Source organism: Lysobacter olei (assembly GCF_054777355.1).
Genome location: NZ_BAAHAT010000002.1, coordinates 329411 through 352011 on the forward strand (window position 1 = coordinate 329411; position 22601 = coordinate 352011).

Sequence of the window (22601 nt, forward strand, 5' to 3'; positions counted from 1 at the left end):
GGAGCCCCGTCATGGCCGACACCCCCCGCAAGCCCAGTCGCGAAGAGGCCGAAGCCGCCATCCGCACGCTGCTCAGCTGGGCCGGCGACGACCCGACACGCGAAGGCCTGATCGATACGCCCAAGCGCGTGGTCGAAGCGTATGGCGACTGGTTCAGCGGGTACATCGAGGACCCGGCCGAGTACCTCAAGCGCACCTTCGAGGAAGTCGAGGGCTACGACGAGATGATCGTGTTGCGCGACATCGAGTTCGAGAGCCACTGCGAGCACCACATGGCGCCGATCATCGGCAAGGCGCACGTGGGCTACCTGCCCAACGGCAAGGTGGTGGGCATCAGCAAGCTGGCCCGCGTCGTGGAGACGTATGCGCGGCGGCTGCAGGTGCAGGAAAAGATGACGGCGCAGATCGCGCAGGTGATCCAGGACGTGTTGCAGCCGCGTGGGGTGGCCGTGGTGGTCGAGGGCGCGCACGAGTGCATGACCACGCGTGGGGTGCACAAGCGCGGGGTGAGCATGATCACGTCGAAGATGCTGGGCACGTTCCGCGAGGATGCGCGGACGCGGGCGGAGTTCCTGCGGTTTATTGATGTGGGGCCAGGGCGCTGAGTTCGCCCTGAGCGGCGATTCAACGTCAAAACCGGGTGGCGGGATGGCGCCGGGCTGCGCGGGGCATCGCTTCGGCCCTCCGTCCGCGCAGTCCTGCGCGGAGTCGGGCCGCGGGCCAGTCCGGCCCGGCGCAGCGCGCCGGGCGTTCGACCGGGCCACGCGGCAGTGCCGCGTAAGCAGCCCGCTCTCACCCATGGCCCGCTCTACGCGATACCCCACGCATCCCGACGCCTGATGACGCGTGGTGTTGGGTCCGGGGGAGAGCGGGGCAAAGCCTGCGGTGACGCAAACGCGGCCTCGGCGATGAAGTCGGAGGGTCGCTCTCACTACTCGTTGACTTGTGGCTGAGCCAAAAAGCCTCCTGCATGAGGCGACCAGTCTCGATGGCGGCGGTGTGAGCCTCACGCGTGAGTCTTTTTGACCCGCACACGCCCCTGGAAGACTCGTGCGCGAGTCAAGAAGCCTGGCGCTTGGACCTGATTTCCTCATAGGTGCGGCAAATAGCAGCACGCGTGGCATGCGCGGGCTCATCGATGGCGAAAAAACCGCCATTCATTACCGTTGAAGCGTGGCTATCGGGCCTCAAAGTCCCACCTACGGCCCCGAGCGCTCCGTGGCCGTTCAGAAATGCTGTGGGAATCGCCCCTCAGCCGACCATCGGCGCGCCGGAAATTCACCGCAGAAGCGTGGGGGTGGACAGTCGGGGTATGGCGTAGAGCGGGCCAGGGATGGTCCGCGGCCCCGACTCCGCGCGGGATTGCGCGGACGGAGGGGCGGAGCCATGCCCCGGCTGGCCGCCGCCACCCACCCGAAGTCGATCGCTCCGCTGCTTTACGCCGCCGCATCCACCTTCGATGTGGACACCAATTCAGCCTCCGGCTGCTGCGCGAGGTAGCGCGCGATGCCCGCCGCCGCCTCGCGGCCTTCGAAGGTGGCGGTGACCACCAGGTCGGCGCCGCGCACGCAGTCGCCGCCGGCGAACAGGCGGGGGTGGGCGGTCTGGTAGGGGAACGCGCCGTGCTCGCCGCTGGTGACGATGCGGCCGCTGCTGGCCAGCGCCACGCCGTGGCGGGACAGCCACTCCGGTGCGTCGGCCTGGAAGCCGAACGCGATGATGACCACATCGGCCTCAAGCACGGTTTCGCTGCCTTCGACGATCACCGCGTTGCGGCGGCCATTGGCGTCGGGCGCGCCGAGGGTGGTTTCGGCGACGCGCACGCCGGTCACCGCGCCGTCGCCGAGCAGGGCCAGCGGCTGGCGGTTGAACAGGAAGGTCACGCCTTCCTCGCGGGCGTTGGCGACCTCGCGCGCGGAGCCGGGCATGTTGGCTTCGTCGCGGCGGTAGGCGCAGGTGACCTGCGCGGCGCCGAGGCGGATCGCGCTGCGCACGCAGTCCATGCCGGTGTCGCCGCCGCCGAGCACGACCACGCGTTTGCCGGCAAGGTCGGGCAGGTCGATGCGGTCTTCCCAGCCGGCGATGGGGCGGCTGTGCACGGTCGGGTCCACGCCTTCGTCGTGGTGGGTGACGGTGTGCACCACGCGGCCGTTCTGCACGAGGAAGGGCAGCGCGGGCAGCACGCCCTTGAGGTCCTGGCCGGGCAGGCCGCCGTCGGTGTAGCGGTAGCTGCCCAAGCCGAGGAACACCGCATCGAATTCGGCGATCAGCTGGTCAAGGCTGATGTCGCGGCCGACCTCGACGCCGAGGCGGAACTGCACGCCCATGCCTTCCAGCACTTCGCGGCGCAGGGCGACGATCGACTTGTCGAGCTTGAAGCTGGGGATGCCGAACTGCAGTAGGCCGCCGACCGCTTCGTAGCGGTCAAACACCACCGCGTCGATACCGGCACGCGCCAGGCGGTCGGCGCAGGCGAGGCCGGCGGGGCCGGCGCCGACCACGGCGACGCGGCGGCCGGTGCGCTGCACCTTGTCCAGGCCCGGGCGCCAGCCTTCGGCCAGTGCGCGGTCGACGATGTATTTCTCCACCGCGCCGATGGTCACCGCGCCGAAGCCGTCGTTTAGCGTGCAGCTGCCTTCGCACAGGCGGTCCTGCGGGCACACGCGGCCGCAGATCTCGGGCAGCGGGTTGGTCTCGTGGCACAGGTCCGCCGCCTCATGCACGCGGCCCTCGCGCGCCAGCTCCAGCCAGCGCGGGATGATGTTGTGCAGCGGGCACTTCCACGAGCAGTACGGGTTGCCGCAGTCCAGGCAGCGGCCGGCCTGGTGTTGCGCCTCGGCCTCGCCGAAGCGGCCGTACAGCTCGCCCCAGTCGCCGTCGCGGCGCAGCTGCAGCGGGATGCGCGCGGGCATCTCACGTTGCACGTTGCGGAACTGGAAGACGTCCTTCTTCGGGGTGTCCTTCTTGCTCATGCGGCCCTCCGCAGATTCTCGACCAGCGAGGCGAAGCTGGCGGCCTTGGGTTTGACCAGCCAGAACTTGCCCATGAAGTCGCGCATGTCGCTGAGCACGCGCAGCGCGTAGGCACTGCCGGTGTGCGCGAGGTGCGCCTCGAGCAGGCCGCGCAGGTGCGCGCGGTGGTGTTCGAAGCCGTCGCCGGCGATGCGCAGGATGTCGACCAGTTCGTGGTTGTAGCGGTCGACGAAATCGCGGTCGGTGTCGAGCACGTAGGCCATGCCGCCGGTGAAGCCGGCGCCGAAATTCAGGCCGGTGCGGCCGAGCACCACCACCACGCCGCCGGTCATGTACTCGCAGCAGTGGTCGCCCGCGCCTTCCACCACCGCGGTGGCGCCGGAGTTGCGGACCGCGAAGCGCTCGCCGGCGCGGCCGGCCGCATACAGCTCGCCGCCGGTGGCGCCGTACAAACAGGTGTTGCCGAGGATCGGCGACTCGTGCGCCGGCCAGCGCGCGCCCTGCGGTGGGCGCAGCACGATGCGGCCGCCGGCCATGCCCTTGCCGACGTAGTCGTTGGCCTCGCCGATCAGTTCGAAGTTGAGGCCGTCGGCGTTGAACGCGCCGAAGCTCTGCCCGGCGGTGCCGTTGAAGCGCAGGTGCAGCGGGGCATCGGCCATGCCGTGATTGCCGTGCAGCCGCGCCACGCGGCCCGACAGGCGCGCGCCGATGCTGCGGTCGGTGTTGCGGATGGCGTATTCGAAGCGGCCGCCGCGCTTGTGCGTGATCGCGTCGCGCAGCTCGCTGTCGAGCTGCGCGGCGAGGCCGGTGGCCAGTTCGCGCGGCGCGGCCACGCCGCAGTGGCCGCCGTGCAGCAGGCCGTCGCTGGCCAGCAGCGGCGACAGGTCGAGGTGGCGCTGGCGCGGGCCGGCCGCGTCGTTCGCGGCCGATGTGGATGCTGCCGTCCCGGTAGTTGAAGAAGTTGCCATCGCTACCTTCCCAGCCGGCGGCAGGCGGCCACCGCGACCGGCCACCTGCTCGAGCAGGTCGGTGCGGCCGACGATCTCGCCCAGCGTGCGCACGCCCAGCTGCGCCAGCAGGCGGCGCACCTCCTCCGCCATCAGCCGGAAGAAGTTCTCCACACGCTCGGGCAGGCCGGTGAAGTGGTCGCGGCGCAGCGCGTCGTCCTGGGTGGCGATGCCGGTGGCGCAGTTGTTGAGGTGGCAGATGCGCAGGTACTTGCAACCCAGCGCGATCATCGGCGCGGTGCCGAAGCCGAAACTCTCCGCGCCAAGCAGCGCGGCCTTGACCACGTCGAGGCCACTCTTGAGCCCGCCGTCGGCCTGCACGATCACGCGGTCGCGCAGGTCGTTGGCCAGCAGCGCCTGCCGCGCCTCCGACAGGCCCAGCTCCCACGGCGTGCCGGCGTAGCGGATCGACGACAGCGGGCTCGCGCCGGTGCCGCCGTCGTGCCCGGAGATGGTGACCAGGTCCGCGCCGGCCTTGGCCACGCCGGCGGCAATGGTGCCCACGCCGGCGTGCGAGACCAGCTTCACCGAGATCAGCGCCTGCGGGTTGACCTGCTTGAGGTCGTAGATCAGTTGCGCGAGGTCCTCGATCGAATAGATGTCGTGGTGCGGCGGCGGCGAGATCAGGCCGATGCCTGGCCGCGCGTAACGCAGTTCCGCAATCATCGCGTTGACCTTGTGGCCGGGCAGCTGGCCGCCCTCGCCGGGCTTGGCGCCCTGCGCCATCTTGATCTGCAGCACCTCGGCGTTGACCAGGTACTCGGGGGTGACGCCGAAGCGGCCGGACGCGATCTGCTTGATCTTCGACACCTTGTCGGTGCCGTAGCGCGCCGGGTCCTCGCCGCCTTCGCCGGAGTTGCTGCGCCCGCCCAGGCGGTTCATCGCAATGGCCAATGCTTCGTGCGCTTCGGGCGACAGCGCACCCAGGCTCATCGCCGCCGTGTCAAAGCGGCGAACAATTGCTTCAATCGGTTCCACTTCGTCGAGCGGAAGGGGCGTGGTGGCGGTGCGCAGTTGAAGCAAGTCCCGCATTGCGGCCGTTGGCCGCTCGTTGACCGCGGTGGCGTAGTGGTGCCAGTCGGCCCAGTCGCCGGTGTGCACCGCGCGCTGCAGGCGCGTGACCACGTCGGGGTTGAACAGGTGGTACTCGCCGCCGGGCACGTAGCGCAGCAGGCCGCCGATCTCCGGTGGCGTGGTCGCGTCCCACGCCTGCTCGGCGAGCAACTCGGCGTCGGCCTGCAGCGCATCGAAGCCCGCGCCGCCGATGCGCGCCGCGGTGCCGGCGAAGCACAGCTCCACCACGTCCCTGTCGAGGCCGATGATCTCGAACAGCTGCGCGCCGCGGTAGCTGCCGATGGTGCTGATGCCCATCTTGGAAATGATCTTGAGCAGGCCCTTCTTGATCGCGCGGCGGTAACTGCGGCCGATCTCGGTGACCTCGCCGCTCGCGGTCTTGAGGATGCCGCGCGTGCCCAGGTCGTGCAGCGTCTGATAGGCCAGGTACGGGTACACCGCGGTGGCGCCGAAACCGATCAGGCAGGCGAAGTGGTGCGGGTCGCGCGCGGTGCCGGTCTCGATGATCAGGTTGCTGTCGCAGCGCAGGCCGGTGCGCACCAGGTGCTGGTGCACCGCGCCGGTGGCGAGCAGCGCGTGCATCATCACGCAGCCGCGCTGCGGACGGCGGTCGGTGAGGATCAGCAGTACGTGGCCTTCGCGCGCGGCCGCTTCGGCCTCGGCGCAGAGTCGGCGCAGCGCGGCTTCGAGTCCTTCCTCGGGCTTGTAGTTGAGGTCGAGGTAGTGGTGCGAGCTGTCGTACGGCGCCATCGACAGCAGCTGCTTGACCTTGCGCTGGGCGAGGATCGGCGAGTTCAGCACCACGTGGTTGACGTTGCCCGGGCCGTCGACGAACACGTTGCCCTCGCGCCCGACCTGGGTCGAGAGCGACATCACGCAGTCCTCGCGCAGCGGGTCGATCGGCGGGTTGGTCACCTGCGCGAACGCCTGGCGGAAGCAGTCGTACAGCGGACGCACGCGCTGGCTGAGCACGGCCATCGGCACGTCGTCGCCCATCGAGCCGGTGGCTTCCTGCTCCAGCTCGGCCATCGGTCGCAGCACCAGCTCGCGTTCCTCGCGAGTGAGTTGGAACAGCTTCTGGAAGCCTTCCAACGTTTCCGCGTCGAACGGATCGGCGGTCAGGTTGGGGTCGATCAGTTCGGTCTGCAGGTGGGTGGTGCCCTGCTTGAGCCAGCGCTTGTACGGTGCGCGGGCGCGGTTGATCGCGTCGATGTCCTCGCTGTCGAGCAGCTCGCCGGAGTACAGGTCGGCGGCGATCATCTCGCCCGGGCCGAGCTTGCCCTTGGCCTCGATCTCCTCGGGCGGCAGTTCCCAGACGCCCGCTTCGGAGGCGATGAGGAAATGGCGGTCGCGGGTGCGCAGCCAGCGCGCCGGGCGCAGGCCGTTGCGATCGAGCGTGCAGGCGGCGTAGCGCGCGTCCATGGTGACGATGCCGGCGGGGCCGTCCCACGGCTCGGTATTGAGCGCGTAGTACTCGTAGAACGCGGCGAGGTCGGCGTCCTTGTATTCCAGCGACTGCGTCGCCGGCGGGATCAGGATGCGCATCGCCTTGAGCAGGTCCATGCCGCCCGCCTGCAGCAGCGCGAGCATGTCGTCCAGGCTCTGCGAGTCCGAGCCGCTGGTGGTGATCACCGGGTCGAACTCGCGCAGATCGAGCGCGGGCGTGCGCCACACGTGCGCGCGCGCCTGCGCCCAGGCACGGTTGCCGGCGATGGTGTTGATCTCGCCGTTGTGTGCCAGCAGGCGGAACGGTTGCGCCAGCGGCCAGCGCGGCGTGGTGTTGGTGGAGAAGCGCTGGTGGAAGACCACCGCGCTTGCGGCCAGGTCGGTGCGCTGCAGGTCGGGGTAGAACTGCGCCAGTCGGTCGGGCAGCACCATGCCCTTGTAGCCGATGCTCGCCGCCGACAGGCTGACCACGTAGAAGTCGGCCACCTCGCGCAACTGCTGCTCGGCGCGGCGGCGGGCGAGGAACAGTGAGCGCTCGAACCCGACCGCATCGAAGCCGCCCGTCGGGGTGACGAACACCTGCTCGATGCGCGGCATCGAGGCGCGGGCGAGCGCGCCGCAGGCCGATGGGTCGACTGGCACTTCGCGCCAGCCGGCGACCGCGAGCCTTTCATCCTCGAGCAGCGCAGTGAGCGTGTCGCGCGCGCGGGCGGCGTCTTCGGCATCGTGCGGCAGGAACACCAGCCCGGAGGCGAAGTGGCCACGCACCGCGATGCCGCTTTCCTCGGCCAGCCGGCGCAGGAAGGCGCTGGGCTGGCGCAGCAGCAGGCCGCAGCCGTCACCGCTGAGGCCGTCGCGCGCCACGCCACCGCGGTGGGTCATGCGCACCAGCGCCTCGATGCCACGATCGACGATGGCGCGGCTGGGCGTGTCGTCCAGATGGGCGATCAGGCCGAAGCCGCACGCGTCGTGCTCGTCGCGCGGGTCGTACAGCGGCGTGGAGGCGGCAGTGGACATGACGGTTCCTTGGCGATGGGGCAGGGCACGGCCGTCCGTCGCGGACCGGGTTCGCCGCGACAGACCGTACGTGTCCGTGTATGACCCGAATAAAGCACATTTTGTGCAACGCGGCAAATACGTAAATAGTTGAAACTGAAATAGTTTCCTGCGTAACGGCCGCCTGTTTCCCGAGTATCCCCGGCGTGGCTGGAACCTGCGCTCCACGCGCCCGCGCTAGACTGCGCGACTGCCCCGAGCCCGGCGAGTGTCCGTGACCGATTCCGTTGCTCCGCGCGTGCGCAAGGCCGCGCTGATCTTCATCTTCATCACCGTGCTGATCGACGTGCTGTCGTTCGGTGTGATCATCCCGGTGCTGCCGCACCTGATCGAACAGTTCGCCGGTGGCGACACCGCCAACGCCGCCTACTGGGTGGGCGTGTTCGGCACGGTGTTCGCTGCGGTGCAGTTCGTGTTCTCACCGATCCAGGGCGCACTGTCGGACCGCTTCGGCCGGCGCAAGGTGATCCTGCTGTCGTGCCTGGGCCTGGGCATCGACTTCATCTTCATGGCGCTGGTCAACTCACTGCCGTGGCTGCTGGTGGGGCGGATCATCGCCGGCATCACCTCGGCCAGTTTCAGCACGGCCAACGCCTACATCGCCGACGTCACCCCGCCCGAGCAGCGGGCGAAGAGCTTCGGCCTGATCGGCGCGGCGTTTGGCCTGGGCTTCATCATCGGCCCGCTGATCGGCGGGTGGCTGGGCGAGATCAACCTGCGCTGGCCGTTCTGGTTTGCCGCGGCGCTGGCGCTGTGCAACTTCCTGTACGGCTGGTTCGTGTTGCCCGAGTCGCTGCCGCCGGAAAAGCGCAGCGCGAAGTTCGACTGGTCGCATGCCAACCCGGTCGGCTCGCTGGTGCTGCTCAAGCAGTACCCGCAGGTGTTCGGGCTGGCGGCGGTGGTGTTCATCGCCAACCTCGCGCACTACGTGTACCCGAGCATCTTCGTGCTGTTCGCCGATTACCGTTTCGACTGGGGCCCGCGCGACGTGGCGTGGGTGCTGGCGGTGGTGGGGGTGTGCAGCGTCATCGTGAACGGGGCGCTGGTCGGGCGCGTGGTCAAGGCGTTCGGCGAGCGTCGCGCGCTGCTGTTCGGGCTGTCGTGCGGCGTCACCGGTTTCATCCTCTACGGCCTGGCCAGCGAGGGCTGGATGTTCTGGCTGGGCATTCCGGTCAGCGCGCTGTGGGCGCTGGCCTCGCCATCGACGCAGGCCCTGATCACGCGCCAGGTCGGCGCGCAGGTGCAGGGTCGCATCCAGGGCGCGCTGATGAGCCTGGTCAGCCTCGCGGGGATCATCGGGCCGTCGTTGTTTGCCGGCAGCTTCGGTTACTTCATTGGTAAGTCCGCGCCGGTGCAACTGCCCAGCGCGCCGTGGTTCATCGCCGCGGCGTTGCTGGCCTGCGCCGTGGCGTTGGCGTGGAAGTTCGCGAAGGTGCCGGCGGAGAATGCCGCCCAGGCCACTCCGGAGCCGTCGGCGCGCTGATCCACCCTGCGTGTTTTCGTGTCGGCCTGCGCGTGAGGCCACACGCGACGACTAGTCGTCCTCGCCCTCGTCATCGGGCAACGCCCCTGCCGGCATCGGCAGGATCGCCCAGAACGGGCGGTCGTCCTCGGCCCAGCGGAACGCGGCCTCGTTGAGGATCTCCAGCAGCGTATCGAAGTCCTCCGGCGACGCGTCGCGCAGGTCGCTGGCGTGCTCGATCAGCAGCAGGTAGCCCACCGCCGGTTGCCAGGACAGGTCACCGAGCACGTCGGCGAGCGCATCCCAGGTGCCGCCGAACCAGGTGGGCAGGCGCATCGCCGCCGCCAGCCGCTCCATCAGCTCCACCTTGTCCGGGCAGCCGGTCAGGTCGATGCGATAGACGTGGTAGTCCAGCGCTTCGCCGGCCTCGGCCATCGCCGCGCTGTCGTCTTCCTCGACGAAGTAGGCGCCGCTCTGCGCCGGGTCGGCCAGCACGTTGCGCAGGTCGGTGTCGTTCATCGCGTCGCGTCCGTCAGTTCGAAGCGGCGGAAGGTACGGTAATGGTCATCGGTGTACCAGTACTCGACCGGTGGGTTGCCGCCGGTGACGATGCGCCGCGCCCCGCGGTCGTCGGAGCCGGGCGTGTCGACCGTGAACTCGTGGTAGTAGCCGCTGGCCTGCGCCGGCAGGCGGCGCTCGCGGTTCTGGAACACGTTGCCGTCCTGGCGGTACCGGTAGGGGCCGCCGCGGGCGATGGCGTCCAGCACCGGGTGGGCTTGCGCCGGCAGGAATGCCGGGTATGCCGCCGCGGTGCCGGCATCGCGCGGTACGGTGGCGGCATCGCCCGGTGCAGGTGCGGCTGGGGACGTGGCGCGATCGCCCTCGGGGGCTGCGACGCCCGCGGGCGCCGGCGGTGCCGATTGCGTGGCGGGCGTGGGCGGCACGGTATCGGGGTTGTCCACCCGCTTGGACCACATCCACAACCCCAGCAACACGACGGCAGCCAACAGCCAATGGTGGTGACGCATCGCCCTGCTCCCTGCAACGGTGTGGCTGCAGTCTAAACCCACGGCAACGGAGCGGGTGCGGCATTGAGCGCAATCAAGCTGCCCCCTCGCGGTGCGGTTACCGTTAGCGCAATTAGGAAGGCCATGCCCACCATGAACGCATCCCGCCCGCGCCGAGCGCCCGCACGCCGCCTGCACTGCCTGCTGGCGGTCGCCGTGGCGATCGGCCTGTCGACGCCCGCCACCGCCACACCGCAGGCCGCGACCACCCTCGCGCCTCCGGCGGACAGCACGGCCGCGCCCGTGCCCACGCCGCTTACCGCCGCTGCGCCGTTGGCCGCGCTGTCCCCGCCGCCGCTGGCGCTGAAACCCGGGGAATACCTGTGGACGCCGGAGTTGGCGCCGCAAGGCCCGGTGGTGATCGTGATCAGCCTGCCGGAGCAGCAGGCCTACGTGTACCGCAACGGTGTGCGCATCGGCGTGTCCACGGTCAGCAGCGGCAAGAAGGGCTACGAGACGCCGACCGGCGTGTTCACCATCCTGCAGAAGCGCAAGGAGCACTACTCCAATCTCTACGACGATGCGCCGATGCCGTACATGCAGCGGCTGACGTGGGATGGCGTCGCGCTGCATGCCGGCCGGGTGCCCGGCTACCCGGCGTCGCACGGCTGCGTGCGGCTGCCGCTGGAATTCTCGAAGAAGCTGTTCGACGTCACCTCGCACGGAATGACCGTGGTGGTGGCCAACGCCGCGTCGCACGATCCGGACGTCGTTTCCCCGGGCCTGTTCGCGCCGGTGGACGCGTCCACCGGGCGCGCGCGGACGCCGGCGAAAGCATTGCCCAAGGGTCAGTTCAGCTGGACGCCCGAGCGTGCCACCGATGGCCCGATCACCATCGTGTTCAGCACCCACGACCAGGAGGTGGTGGTGATGCGCGAAGGCACCGAGATCGGCCGCGCGGCCGTCACCCTCACCGGTGACCCGATGAGCGGCACCCATGCCTACGTGCTGCTCGACGGCCAGGGCAACGGGCCCAATACGCTGGTCCCGGGACGCCCGCCCCTGCGCTGGCTGCAGGTGGAAGTGCCGGGGGGCACGCCCGACTTGCACCAGGACCTGCAGGCGGCGGTCCGCGGTGAGCGGCTGCTGGTGCCGCCCGTGTTCAGCCAGCTGGTGTACGAGTCGCTGTCACCGGGGGCGACGATGGTGGTCACCGACGAGCCGCTGCAACCGCGCGAAGCCAATGCCGGCCTGACCGTGATCCGTGGCCAGGACGATGACAGCGACGAGGAAGACGCCCCGATTCAACCTGACCCGAACGGTCAGCAAGCTGAACGCCCTTGACGCGATCTTCATGTAACCTCACTGCATGACAAAAATCCCTCTGGCCCTGCTCACGGCAGTGCTGGCAGCGGGATGTGTCGCGCCTTCGGCAAGGACGTCCAACGCCGCGGCCAATCCGCTCGTCGCACCGCCTTTGTCCACCGCCCCTGCGGCCGTCGCCCATGCCGACGCCGCAACCCCCGCGCGTCATGACACGACGCCGAACCTCCCGAACGAGCCGACGCTGCTGCAGCGCCTGGCCAAGGCCGCGCCGCACGCCAATCCCGAAGTACTGGCGCTGGCGCTGGAGGCCCGCACCTGCGCCGGTCGCGAGGGCACAGGTGCCGATGCGACCCGGCTGGCCGTGATCGATTACTCCAAGCCGTCGACCGAGCGCCGACTGTGGGTGTTCGATCTGCGCAATGCGAACCTGTTGTACGACGAGTACGTCGCACACGGCCGCGGCAGTGGCGAGAACATGGCGACCTCATTCTCCAACACCGACGGCAGCCACCAGACCAGCCTAGGCCTGTTCACCACCGCCGAGACCTACTTCGGCGGCAACGGCTACTCGTTGCGCATGGACGGCCATGAGCCGGGCTGGAACGACAACGCGCGCAACCGCCTGATCGTCATGCACGGTGCGCCGTACGTGAACCCGCTGCAGGCGCGTGCGCAGGGCCGTCTGGGCCGTAGCTTCGGCTGCCCGGCGGTGCGCCCGGAAGTGGCCAAGCCGATGATCGACACGCTCAAGCAGGGCCAGCTGGTCTTCGCCTACGCGAAGAACGACCGGTGGTTGAAGGGCTCCCGCTTCCTGGGGTGTAACGGGGCCGCCGCCCTCGTGCGCGGCGGACGGCCCGGCACCAACATGGTCACCCGCACCGCAACCCTGTGATCGCCTCGCGTTCGTTGACGTCGATGTTGAGGCGGTCGGCGCGGTATTCCATCGTCACCACCTGACCCGGGCGCAGCACGCGCGAGACCTTCGCGCCGCTGTCGCGGGTGGCACGGTCGACCACGTCCTGGGTGGGCGCGCGGCCGATCGCCCAGCTCGCGGCCTGCGCGTTGCACACGCCGACCGGCGTGCCGTCCATCGGCGGCTCGGCGGGCATGGTGCTGCAGGCGACCATCGAGGCGAGCAGGACCGCCAAGGGGATCAACGGCAGGCGGGTGTCAGCGGTACGGGGTGATGCCATGGCGGGAACTCCGACGGGGCTTGGGGTGACAATGCGGGGACGGCAGTGAGTGCCATGTAAAGGTCTCGCCGTCGCACCGGTTGCGACCGACCCACGACCCTCACGTACTGGAACGCCCCTGCGATGGACAAACCCCACGCCCCCGCCTGCGAGCGCAACCGCGATCCGATCCTGGCCGTATTGCAGCCTCGCCTCGCGGACTGTCGTGACGTGCTGGAGATTGGCAGCGGCACTGGACAACACGCCGTGCATTTCGCCGCGGCGATGCCGTGGCTGCAGTGGCAGTGCAGCGACCGCGCCGAGAACCTGCCGGGCATTGCGATGTGGCTGGATGACGCCGCGCTGCGCAACACGCCCGCGCCGCTGGCCTTGGACGTCGCCTGCGGCCCGTGGCCCGCGCAGGTATTCGATGCGGTGTTCAGCGCCAACACGCTGCACATCATGGGATGGTCCGACGTGCAGGTTTTTTTCGAAGGCGTGGCGCGCGTGCTCGCGCCGGGTGGCGTGTTGGTGGTGTACGGCCCGTTCAACTACGGCGGTACCTACACCAGCGACAGCAACCGCGCCTTCGATGCCTGGCTGCAAGCGCGGGATCCGCGTTCGGCGATCCGCGACGCGGAGGCCGTCGATGCGCTGGCGGCTGCGGTCGGCCTGGTGCTGGAGGAAGACCTCGCCATGCCCGCCAACAACCGCTGTCGCGTGTGGCGCAAGGCGCGCTGATGCCGACCGCGCGCTGAACGGCGCCGGCGCGACGTCAACCGCGGTGGTGGCGCGGCGTTAACCGGTACATGTCCGGCATGTCGCCGGCCTCACCGAGGACCGCCCCATGAAGCGCACCACCCTGCTTGCCCTGGCCCTGACGGCCGCGACGTTGTCCGGCCTGGCCATCGCCCACAACCACACCGGCGACGCCGGCGGGCACCGCATGCACGGCGAACGCCTGCAGCAGCTCGACACCGACAAGGACGGCCGCATCAGCCGCAAGGAAGCCGAGGCGCGGCCGGGCCTGGCGCAGCGCTTCACCGAAATGGATGCCGACAAGGACGGATTCATTGACCAGAAGGACCGCCAGGCGCGTCACGCCGCACGTCGCGAGGCCTGGTTCGCCAAGGCCGACGCCAACCGCGACGGCAAGCTGACCCGCGCCGAACTCGAGGCCGCGCACGAAGCGCGCCGCGCCGAAATGGAGGCCCGCCGCAAGCAGCACGCCGACGCGCGTTTCGCGCGCATGGACGCCAACAAGGACGGAGCGATCAGCCGCGAGGAAATGGCCAAGGCGCCAATGATGGGCGGCCACGGCCGTCGCCATCACGGCGGGCAGAAGCACGACTAAGCCGCAGGCGACCCGGGCGTAAGCGCACACGCACCTCGCGCCCCGGGATGCCTGCAGGTAATCGCTGGGCCGCATGGTCACCGTGCCATGCGGCCCCGTGACGTCCGGCAGGCCGTTTCCAGTCTGGAATTTCCGTAGGCTGTCATCGACGCCATCCGCGGGTGCCACTCCGGCGCATCGCGCGAGGCCATCCACTCATGGAGGATCGTCGATGCGCCTGTTGTCTCCTGCCACCTCGCTGCTCACCGTCGCGCTGGCCGCCGCCGTGGCCGGCACGGCCCTTGCTGCTTCGCCCGCGGCCGTGGCCACGAAGCCCGACGCCGCCCCCGCCGCGTCTGCCGCCCAGCCCGGTGTACCGACCCCGGCCGCCGTGGCGCACTTCGCCTCGCAACTGCTTGCCAAGACCTACGACCCCGCCGGCCCCGGCGCGGCGGTGCTGGTGACCCGCGGCGACCAGGTGTTGTACCGCGGTGCCATCGGCCGCGCCGACGTCACCGCTGCCACGCCGCTGACGCCCGACGCGATGTTCCGCATCGCCTCGGTCAGCAAGCAGTTCGCCGCCGCCGGCGTGCTGCGGCTGGTGGAGCAGGGCAAGGCGGCCCTCGACGACCCGCTGACCAAGTACGTGCCCGGCTACCCCAACGGCGGCGCCGTCACCGTGCGCCAGTTGCTCAACCACACCTCCGGCATCCGCAGCTACACCGACATGCCCGGGATGATGGACGGCCCGATCCGCAAGGACGTGACCACCGCGCAGCTGATCGACGTGTTCAAGAACGAGAAGCCCGAGTTCGCCCCGGGCAAGGGCTGGAAATACAACAACTCCGGCTACGTGCTGGTGGGCGCGGTGATCGAAGCGGCCAGCGGCATGCCGTGGCACCGCTTCCTGCATGAGCAGTTCTTCGCGCCGCTGGGCATGGACCACACCGGCTACGGCCACGACCCCGCCGTCGTTGCGCGCCAAGTGCATGGCTATGCGTGGGAGGGCGACAAGGTGGTCGATCCGCCGCAGATCAGCATGACCCAGCCGCACGCGGCCGGCGCGCTTGTGTCGTCGGTGGATGACCTGCACAAGTGGAACCGCGCGCTGCACGAAGGGCGGTTGTTCAAGGACGCCACCTACACCGCGATGATCACGCCCGAAGGCAAGGCGGTCGACAGCAAGTACGGCTACGGCATCGCCACCGGCACGCTGCGCGGTCGCCCGATGCTGTCGCACGGCGGCGGCATCTTCGGTTTCTCCACGACGCTCAACTACCTGCCGGGTGACGACATCGGCGTGGTGGTGCTGCAGAACGGCCAGGGCTCGCGCGGCGACAACGAAGGCCCCGACCAGCTCGCCCGCCGCTTGGCCGCATTCGCCCTGGGCGACCCGTACCCGACGCCCACGCCGGTCGCCATCGACCCGGCCACGCTCAAGCAGTACGAAGGCGTGTACCGAATCGACGACAAGACCACCCGCACCTTGCGCGTGGTCGATGACAAGCTCACCGGCCAGCGCACCGGTGGCCAGCGCGCGCAGCTGATCCCGATTGGCAAGGATTCCTTCCTGTACGAAGACGGCTTCAACCGCTTCGACCTGCTGCGCGATGCCACCGGCAAGATCACGGCGATGCGCTTCTTCCCCGAAGGCGAAGGCCCGGGCACGGAGGTGGCGCTGAGCAACGAACCACTGCCGGCCGATCGCGCGTCGGTGCAGTTGCCGGAACCGGCACTGCAGCGCCTGGTGGGCCGCTACGAGTTCAACGGCATGCCGCTGGTGATCAGCGTGGCCGATGGCGCGTTGCACGCCCAGCTCGGCAGCCAGCCGGTGCTGCCGCTGCAGGCCGAATCCGCCGACCGCTTCTACCCCACCGTGGTCGACGCCACGCTGGAGTTCAGCCCCGCCAGCGGCACGGCCGACACCGCCACCCTGCACCAGAACGGCCAGCAGATCGCCTTCAAGCGCAGCGCCAAGTAAGCCCGAACTCCGCGCCCCCAATGGGGGCGCGGACCGCTCCACACCCTATCGGGGCGCAGGGCCCACCTCACCCTGTCGGGGCATGGGGCGCAGGGGCATCGCGCCAAAGCCGGGTATCGGGCCGCGACGCGCGATGCCCCTGCGCCCGGTGCCCACCCGCAACGCAGCCTTGGCACCCCGCACCCGCCCTCACCCGTAAAATGGCGGACCGCACCCCCGGCCGCCCCCCACATGCTCCGCATCACCGACCTCAAGCTGCCCCTCGACCACCCGCCCGAGGCGCTGGACGCGGCAGTGCGCGCACGGCTGGGCCTGCGCGCCGACGAGCCGATGGTGGTGCATGTGTTCCGCCGCGGCTACGACGCGCGCAAGCGCGGCGACATCCAGCTGATCTACACCCTCGACGTGGACACCCCGCGCGCCGCCGAGCTGCTGGCACGTGAGCAGGCCGCGGCCGACGCCGCCGCCGGCCGCGCGCCGGCCAAGGGCCAGCCCAAGCCCAGCCCCACGCCCGATACCACCTACAAGCTCGTCGCCCGCGCCCCCGAAGGCCTGACCGAGCGCCCGCTCGTGGTCGGCTTCGGCCCCTGCGGCCTGTTCGCCGCGCTGCTGCTGGCGCAGATGGGCTTCCGCCCCATCGTGCTGGAGCGCGGCAAGGCCGTGCGCGAGCGGACCAAGGACACTTGGGGCCTGTGGCGCCAGCGCGAACTGACGCCCGAGTCCAACGTGCAGTTTGGTGAAGGCGGCGCCGGCACCTTCTCCGACGGCAAGCTGTACAGCCAGATCAGCGACAAGGAACACCGCGGCCGCAAGGTGCTGCGCGAGTTCGTGCTGGCCGGCGCGCCGGAAGAGATCGAATACGTCAGCAAGCCGCACATCGGCACCTTCCGCCTGGTGTCGATGATCCAGTCGATGCGCGAAGAGATCCTCCGCCTGGGCGGCGAGATCCGATTCTCCGCGCGCGTGGACGACCTGCTGGTGGAGAGCGATGCCGAGGGCGTGCGCCACGTGCGTGGCGTGAAGTTGTCTGACGGCAGTGAGCTGCGCAGCGGCCACGTGGTGATGGCGCTGGGCCACAGCGCGCGCGACACCTTCGAGATGCTGCACGCACGCGGCGTACACATGGAGGCCAAGCCGTTCTCGGTCGGCTTCCGCATCGAACACCCGCAGTCGCTGATCGACCGCGCGCGCTTCGGCCCGCAGGCCGGGCACCCGATCCTCGGCGCGGCCGACTACAAGCTGGTGCACCACGCCAAGAACGGCCGCGCCGTGTACAGCTTCTGCATGTGCCCCGGCGGCACGGTGGTGGCCGCGACCAGCGAGCCTGGCCGCGTGGTCACCAACGGCATGAGCCAGTACTCGCGCAACGAGCGCAACGCCAACGCCGGCATCGTGGTCGGCATCGAGCCGGCGGATTTCGCCGAGTACGACAACAGCGGCTCGCCGCTGGCGGGCGTCGCGCTGCAGCGGCATTTCGAATCGCTGGCCTACGAGTTGGGTGGGCGCACGTACGACGCGCCGGGCCAGCTGGTGGGCGATTTCATCGCCAACCGCGCCTCGACGGAATTCGGTGACGTGCAGCCGTCGTACAAGCCGGGCGTGCACCTGACCAATTTGGACACCGCATTGCCGCGCTATGCAATCGATGCGATCCGCGAAGCGCTGCCCGCGTTCGGCAAGCAGATCAAGGGATTCGACCGCGCCGATGCGGTGCTGACCGGCGTGGAGACCCGCACCTCGTCACCGGTGCGGATGACCCGTGGCGACGACCTGCAAAGCCTCAACACGCGCGGCTTGTATCCCGCTGGCGAGGGCGCGGGCTATGCCGGCGGCATTCTGTCGGCGGGCGTGGATGGCATCCGCGTGGCCGAGGCCGTGGCACGCGCGATCATGTCGTCGCGCTGAGCACCGGGGCCGGCGACGACGCGCTGGCCTGCACCACCGTGACTGCTGCCGGACGCCCCAACAGGTAGCCTTGGCCAAACTCGCAGCCCAACGCCAGCAGCGCTTGGCGCTGGGCTTCGGTCTCGATGCCTTCGGCGATGACATCCATGCCGAGCGCGCCGGCCAACGCCAGCACCGCCGCGATCACCGAGGCGATGTTTTCCTTGCCGGGCTGGCCCAGGTCGGCGACGAAGCTGCGGTCGATCTTCAGCACGCGCAGCGGGAAGGTGTGCAGGTAGCTGAGCGCGGAATAGCCGGTGCCGAAATCGTCCAGTGCGGTGCGCACCCCGGCGGCCTGCAGTCGCGCCAGGATGTCGCGCACGTGGTCGCTGTTGTCCAGCAGCGAGCCTTCCGTCACTTCAGCGAGCAGTCGCGCCGGCGGCAACCCCGTGCGCGCCACGATGTCGAGCAGGCGGCGGTCGAAATCCGCGTCGCGGAAGTGCCGCGGCGAGACGTTGATGGTGAGGTAGGTGTTGCCGGGCTGCTGCGCGGCCAACCGGCAGCTGAGTTCGAACATGCGCCAGTCGATGGCATCGATCGCACCGCTGTCTTCGGCCACTGACAGGAAGGTGTCTGGCGTCAGCACGCCGCGCGTGGGGTGGCGCCAGCGCAGCAGCGCCTCGTTGCCGACGACCTCGCCGGTGGACAGGCGCACGATGGGCTGGAAGAACGGTTCGAAGTGGTCGTTGTGCAATGCCTCGTGCAGTTCCGCCTCGACGGTGAGCACGTCGGTGGTGCGTTGCTTGAACGAGTCGTCGAACAGCGCGTACTGCTTGCGACCCAGCGCCTTGGCGCGGTACAGCGCCAGGTCCGCGTCGCGCAACAGCTCACTGGCGCTGCGGTAGTCGTCGCCGGCCACCGCGATGCCGATGCTGGCCGAGGGCGACAGGGTCTTCCCGCCCACCTGCAGCGGCTCCGACAGCAGGTCGAGCAGGCGCTTGGCCACGCGCACCGCCACGTCGACAGTCGCAATGTCCACCAGCAGGATGGCGAACTCGTCGCCGGCCAAGCGCGCAACCACGTCCGGCTCGCGCACGCAGCGCACCATGCGACGCGACACTTCACGAAGGAATTCGTCGCCGACGCTGTGACCGAGGCTGTCGTTGATGACCTTGAAGCGGTCCACGTCCAGGTACAGCAGCGCGCAGCGCGGGCCCTCACGCTCCTGCATGTCCTCCAGCGCCAGCTCCAGCCGGTGCTGCAATACCCCGCGGTTGGGCAGACCCGTGAGGGCGTCGTGCTGCACCTCGTGCTCCAACTGGCGCTGGATGCGCTCGCGTTCGCCGATCTCGCGGCGCAACTCGCGGGTGCGTTCCAGCACGCGGTCTTCCAGTTGCGCGTAGGCCTGCTCGCGGATGCGTGTGGCGCGGCGGCGGTTCAATACGCTGGCGATCTGCGAGGCGACGAATTCCAGCAACTCCTGGTCCGCGGTCCCATAACCAGCGGTGCCTTCGTAGCTGCGCACCGCGACCACGCCGCCGATTTCGTCGCCAAACCGCAACGGCACGCCCAGCCACGACACCGGCACCGGGCCAATCAAGCTGAGATCGAGTTGCTTGGTTCGGTGCAGGTCGAACAGGTCGCTGGTGGCCAGCAGTTGCGGCCGGCCTTGGCGCATCACGTACTCGGCCAGGCCCTGGCCCGGAATCCGCGGTTCCGGGACCACGTCCAGCTCGTCAGCGAAATAGGCAAATTGCAGCGTGCGCCGCTCGTCGTCCAGCAGCGCGATGTAAAAGTTGCGCGCTTCGATCAGCTGCCACACCACCTCGTGGATGCGGTAGTAGAACGAGCGTTCGTCCAGGTCGGCGTTGGCCAGGTCGGCGATCTGGAACAGCGCGGCCTGCAGCCGCTCGGCGCGCTGGCGCTCGACGATTTCCTGTTGCAGGCCTCGGTTGGCCTCGGCCAACTCCGCGGTGCGCAGGCGCACGTTGTGTTCCAGCGCCTCGGTGCTGCGGCGCCGGTCCAGCGCGGTCAGCACGTGGCTGCCCACGAACTCCAGCAAGGCCTGGTCCTCAGCGGTGTAGGACACGCCGGGCTCGTAGCTCTGCACGACCAGCGCGCCGCGCACCTGCCCATCGCCAAGCAGCGGCACGCCCAGCCAGTCCACCGACTCGCTGCCGACCCGCCGCACGGGGCCGTCAATCAGGCGATCGAGCTGGTCGGAGTCGCCACGCAGCGCCATGCCCTTGCGGATCACGTACCAGGTCAGCGAATGCTCCAGTTCGTCCAGCGCAAACCGCTCGACCGGCGCTATGTCCTTGAGGTCGACGAAGTACAGCAATTGGGCCGTGTCGCTGCCTTCGTCGTACAAGACGATGAACAGGTTTTCGGCGTACATCAGCGTGCCGACGATGGCATGGATGCCGCGCAGCAGCTCGGGCATCTCGTGACCCGATCCGGCCAGGTCGGAGATCGCGAACAGCGCGCGCTGCAACTGCTCGGAGTGCTCCAGGCGGACCACCGAGTTCTCCAACTCCGTGACCCGGAGCAGGCCCCGCAGGCAGTGGTCGATGGCGCCGGGCAGCGCGCCCAGTGCGGCAATCACGGCCTGGTAGCGGTCGGGGTCTTCCAGCCGAAGCAGCAGCACGGTACCGCTGTGGGGAAGCGGCAGGCCCAGCCACTCCCCGTCGGGTGAGCGCGCGGGACGCCGCTCGTGCCAGGCCTGCCGCGCGACGCATTCGGTCACGTCGTCGTCGCGGAGGCCGGCGATGCCGTTGCCCGACGGCGGCAACAGCACGCGCGCGTCCGCGACGCCCGGCGTGGCGCGGGCCAGCCGCTGCGCCACGGCGATGCCCTCGCCCACGCTGCGCACCTCAAGCAGTTCACTCGTGCGGGAGATGCCCAGGTCGGCAATCGGCGGCAGCGGTACGGCGTGGGCGGACGGCATGGTCGAATCGGAGGATCAGGAGGGTGGGGAGTACCCCTTACCTGAATCCTAACGGCGGCATTCGATGAAACTTCAGTGCCGGGTGTGAGGTAATTTCTCGCGCGCTGGTAACTTCCTTGCGCCCGATGGCCAGTTGCACAGCCAGATCAGCGACAAGAGACACCGCAGCGAGAAGGCATGGAAGCCGACCGTCCAGTCGTCACGGGCGGACGGTCTTATTGACCCGTGCATCTCCTCGTGCAACCTTCGGGCCTACTGTCGCCCCTCCGCTCCCTCGCGATGGTGGCCTTTAGGGGCCCCCATGAGAATCCCAATGCGACTTTCGTACTTCGCGTTGCTCGCCTGCCTGGCATGGCCGCTGTCATCGATGGCCGATACCGGCGCCGTCGAGCCGGAATCCGACGTGCGCGCCGCACGCGTCGAGTCCGGACTGCCTGCCGTTACGCAGGGCGACAGGACGCTGAAACTCTCGCTGACGCAATGGATGGATGCCTTGGCAGTGCCCGGCGTCAGCATTGCCGTCATCGATGACTACCACCTCGCCTGGGCCAAGGCGTACGGTGCCACCACGTCGGGGTCGCACGGATCACCGGTCACGCCGGACACGATCTTCCAGGCCGCGTCCATCGCCAAGCCCGTGACCGCGCTGGCCGTAATGCAACAGGTCGAGCGCGGCACCATCGACCTGGACACCGATATCAACGAGTACCTGCAGTCGTGGAAGCTGCCGGGCAGCGAACTCCAGCAGGGAGAAACTGTCACCATCCGCCACCTGCTGGCCCACACGGGAGGCATTACGCCCGGAGGATTCCCGGGATACGCGCGCAACGCACCGCTGCCCCGGATCGTGCAGGTCCTGGACGGAGTGGCGCCTGCCACCAACAGCGCGGCAGGGGTCGTGGCCAAGCCCGGGTCGGAGGTCGCCTATAGCGGGCTCGGATATTCACTGCTCCAGCTGGCGCTGGAGGACCGCCTGGATCAATCCTTCGAATCGATCCTGCAGGACACTGTGCTGCGTCCTCTCGAGCTCGACGACAGCTCATTCGAGCAGGTGCTTTCCGAAGCGGATGTGGCCCGCGCTGCACGTGGCCACCTTGGTGTCGGGTCTGCGCTGGAGGACGGCTGGCGGGTGAATCCCGAGTTGGCGGCGGCCGGCCTATGGACCACACCCACCGACCTCGCGAAGCTGGTCATCGACGTGGCGAAATCGAAGCGTGACGGCAGCGGCCGCCTGCTTTCCCGCGACTCGGCACGGCGGATGCTGTCCCCGCAGCGGGACGAGATGGGACTGGGTTTTGTGGTGCGTGGAGACGACGCGCACGGCTATTTCGCACACTCGGGAGGCAACCCAGGTTACTTCGCGCATTTCGAGATGCTGGCCGACACCGGCCAAGGCATCGTCATCATGACGAATTCGGAGGCCGGCCAGGCCTTGGCATCGTTGATCATCGCCAGTGTGGCGAGCGAGTACGACTGGCCGCTGCCTGACCGTCGGCAGGTGTCGCCTGGCCGGATCGAGCGACTGTTCGCGCAGCTCGATCGCGTCGCCACCAAGCGGGTGAAAGTCGATGTCGCTCCGGCGGTCCTCGCCCGTTACGTCGGCAAGTACGACTTGGCGCCCGGCATGCAGTTCGACATCACGCTCGTCGATGACCAGCTCCTGCTCCGGTTGGGCGATCAGCCCCAGTTCGCGCTATTCGCCGAAACGGATACCAGGTTCTTCCTGGAAGCGGTGGATGCGCAGATCACGTTCGTCGTGGATGCGTCGGGCAAGCCCAAGGCACTGGTCCTGCACCAGGGTGGCCGGGACCAGCAGGCCGCCAAAGTCGACTAGGACTGGCCAACTCCAATTTAAATCTCTGGGGCGCTGCCTTCGGAGGGGCAGCTTCTGGCCGCGAGCGGAACTCGTGCGAACCGACGAACTAAACAAAGAA

General features: G+C 69.1%; 15 protein-coding genes. 9 read left to right on the plus strand and 6 right to left on the minus strand.

Features of this window, described 5'->3' with window-relative positions:
* Positions 1-11: 11 nt before the first annotated feature.
* Positions 12-605, plus strand: a complete 594-nt coding sequence (gene folE, locus ACYVBS_RS04165) for a GTP cyclohydrolase I FolE (protein ID WP_460821984.1) — start codon at positions 12-14, stop codon at positions 603-605.
* A gap of 831 nt (positions 606-1436) precedes the next feature.
* On the opposite strand, the gene ACYVBS_RS04170 is transcribed toward folE, so the two are convergent.
* Complete coding sequence (locus tag ACYVBS_RS04170; RefSeq protein ID WP_460821985.1) at positions 1437-2972, minus strand: FAD-dependent oxidoreductase; 1536 nt, start codon at positions 2970-2972, stop codon at positions 1437-1439.
* Positions 2969-7516, minus strand: a complete 4548-nt coding sequence (gene gltB / locus ACYVBS_RS04175; protein ID WP_460821986.1) for a glutamate synthase large subunit — start codon at positions 7514-7516, stop codon at positions 2969-2971. The genes ACYVBS_RS04170 and gltB overlap by 4 nt, the downstream gene beginning before the upstream one ends.
* A gap of 247 nt (positions 7517-7763) precedes the next feature.
* Here gltB and ACYVBS_RS04180 point away from each other — a divergent pair, with 247 nt between their 5' ends.
* Complete coding sequence (locus ACYVBS_RS04180) at positions 7764-9038, plus strand: TCR/Tet family MFS transporter (RefSeq protein WP_460821987.1); 1275 nt, start codon at positions 7764-7766, stop codon at positions 9036-9038.
* 51 nt (positions 9039-9089) lie between these two features.
* Here the strand turns inward: ACYVBS_RS04180 and ACYVBS_RS04185 are convergent, their stop codons facing one another.
* Both ACYVBS_RS04185 and ACYVBS_RS04190 read right to left on the minus strand, forming a co-directional pair.
* Positions 9090-9536 carry a barstar family protein gene (locus ACYVBS_RS04185; protein ID WP_460821988.1) on the minus strand — a complete coding sequence of 149 codons (447 nt, stop codon included), beginning with the start codon at positions 9534-9536 and terminating at the stop codon, positions 9090-9092.
* Positions 9533-10045, minus strand: a complete 513-nt coding sequence (locus ACYVBS_RS04190) for a guanyl-specific ribonuclease (protein WP_460821989.1) — start codon at positions 10043-10045, stop codon at positions 9533-9535. The genes ACYVBS_RS04185 and ACYVBS_RS04190 overlap by 4 nt, the downstream gene beginning before the upstream one ends.
* A 132-nt stretch (positions 10046-10177) precedes the next feature.
* On the opposite strand from ACYVBS_RS04190, the gene ACYVBS_RS04195 reads away from it, so the two are divergent.
* Together ACYVBS_RS04195 and ACYVBS_RS04200 are read left to right on the plus strand one after the other, a co-directional pair.
* Entirely contained in the window at positions 10178-11368 is a 1191-nt protein-coding gene (locus ACYVBS_RS04195; RefSeq protein ID WP_460821990.1) for a L,D-transpeptidase, read from the plus strand.
* Positions 11369-11393: 25 nt separating this feature from the next.
* The gene (locus tag ACYVBS_RS04200) at positions 11394-12242 is read left to right on the plus strand and encodes a murein L,D-transpeptidase catalytic domain family protein (protein WP_460821991.1); all 849 of its coding nucleotides are present in this window, start codon (positions 11394-11396) and stop codon (positions 12240-12242) included.
* On the opposite strand, the gene ACYVBS_RS04205 is transcribed toward ACYVBS_RS04200, so the two are convergent.
* A complete protein-coding gene (locus tag ACYVBS_RS04205; protein ID WP_460821992.1) occupies positions 12220-12543 on the minus strand; it encodes an I78 family peptidase inhibitor in 324 nt (107 codons plus the stop codon). The genes ACYVBS_RS04200 and ACYVBS_RS04205 overlap by 23 nt on opposite strands.
* A gap of 123 nt (positions 12544-12666) precedes the next feature.
* Here ACYVBS_RS04205 and ACYVBS_RS04210 point away from each other — a divergent pair, with 123 nt between their 5' ends.
* From ACYVBS_RS04210 to ACYVBS_RS04225, 4 genes are all read left to right on the plus strand, one after another.
* A complete protein-coding gene (locus ACYVBS_RS04210; RefSeq protein ID WP_460821993.1) occupies positions 12667-13263 on the plus strand; it encodes a DUF938 domain-containing protein in 597 nt (198 codons plus the stop codon).
* A gap of 106 nt (positions 13264-13369) precedes the next feature.
* Entirely contained in the window at positions 13370-13876 is a 507-nt protein-coding gene (locus ACYVBS_RS04215) for an EF-hand domain-containing protein (protein ID WP_460821994.1), read from the plus strand.
* A 211-nt stretch (positions 13877-14087) separates the two neighbouring features.
* The gene (locus ACYVBS_RS04220) at positions 14088-15836 is read left to right on the plus strand and encodes a serine hydrolase (RefSeq protein ID WP_460821995.1); all 1749 of its coding nucleotides are present in this window, start codon (positions 14088-14090) and stop codon (positions 15834-15836) included.
* A gap of 231 nt (positions 15837-16067) precedes the next feature.
* Complete coding sequence (locus tag ACYVBS_RS04225) at positions 16068-17741, plus strand: NAD(P)/FAD-dependent oxidoreductase (RefSeq protein WP_460821996.1); 1674 nt, start codon at positions 16068-16070, stop codon at positions 17739-17741.
* On the opposite strand, the gene ACYVBS_RS04230 is transcribed toward ACYVBS_RS04225, so the two are convergent.
* Entirely contained in the window at positions 17725-20667 is a 2943-nt protein-coding gene (locus ACYVBS_RS04230) for a bifunctional diguanylate cyclase/phosphodiesterase (protein ID WP_460821998.1), read from the minus strand. The two genes, ACYVBS_RS04225 and ACYVBS_RS04230, sit on opposite strands and share 17 nt — an antisense overlap.
* 301 nt (positions 20668-20968) lie before the next feature.
* Between ACYVBS_RS04230 and ACYVBS_RS04235 the strand changes: the two genes are divergently transcribed.
* Entirely contained in the window at positions 20969-22501 is a 1533-nt protein-coding gene (locus ACYVBS_RS04235) for a serine hydrolase (protein ID WP_460821999.1), read from the plus strand.
* Positions 22502-22601 lie beyond the last annotated feature (100 nt).

Bases quoted from the DNA above. Each gene is read 5' to 3' on its own strand.
- ACYVBS_RS04170 (WP_460821985.1), bottom strand. From the start codon at position 2,972: ATGAGCAAGAAGGACACCCCGAAGAAGGACGTCTTCCAGTTCCGCAAC.
- ACYVBS_RS04225 (WP_460821996.1), top strand. From the start codon at position 16,068: ATGCTCCGCATCACCGACCTCAAGCTGCCCCTCGACCACCCGCCCGAG.
- folE (WP_460821984.1), top strand. From the start codon at position 12: ATGGCCGACACCCCCCGCAAGCCCAGTCGCGAAGAGGCCGAAGCCGCC.
- ACYVBS_RS04210 (WP_460821993.1), top strand. From the start codon at position 12,667: ATGGACAAACCCCACGCCCCCGCCTGCGAGCGCAACCGCGATCCGATC.
- ACYVBS_RS04220 (WP_460821995.1), top strand. From the start codon at position 14,088: ATGCGCCTGTTGTCTCCTGCCACCTCGCTGCTCACCGTCGCGCTGGCC.
- ACYVBS_RS04230 (WP_460821998.1), bottom strand. From the start codon at position 20,667: ATGCCGTCCGCCCACGCCGTACCGCTGCCGCCGATTGCCGACCTGGGC.
- ACYVBS_RS04205 (WP_460821992.1), bottom strand. From the start codon at position 12,543: ATGGCATCACCCCGTACCGCTGACACCCGCCTGCCGTTGATCCCCTTG.
- ACYVBS_RS04195 (WP_460821990.1), top strand. From the start codon at position 10,178: ATGAACGCATCCCGCCCGCGCCGAGCGCCCGCACGCCGCCTGCACTGC.
- ACYVBS_RS04215 (WP_460821994.1), top strand. From the start codon at position 13,370: ATGAAGCGCACCACCCTGCTTGCCCTGGCCCTGACGGCCGCGACGTTG.
- gltB (WP_460821986.1), bottom strand. From the start codon at position 7,516: ATGTCCACTGCCGCCTCCACGCCGCTGTACGACCCGCGCGACGAGCAC.
- ACYVBS_RS04190 (WP_460821989.1), bottom strand. From the start codon at position 10,045: ATGCGTCACCACCATTGGCTGTTGGCTGCCGTCGTGTTGCTGGGGTTG.
- ACYVBS_RS04200 (WP_460821991.1), top strand. From the start codon at position 11,394: ATGACAAAAATCCCTCTGGCCCTGCTCACGGCAGTGCTGGCAGCGGGA.
- ACYVBS_RS04235 (WP_460821999.1), top strand. From the start codon at position 20,969: ATGAGAATCCCAATGCGACTTTCGTACTTCGCGTTGCTCGCCTGCCTG.
- ACYVBS_RS04185 (WP_460821988.1), bottom strand. From the start codon at position 9,536: ATGAACGACACCGACCTGCGCAACGTGCTGGCCGACCCGGCGCAGAGC.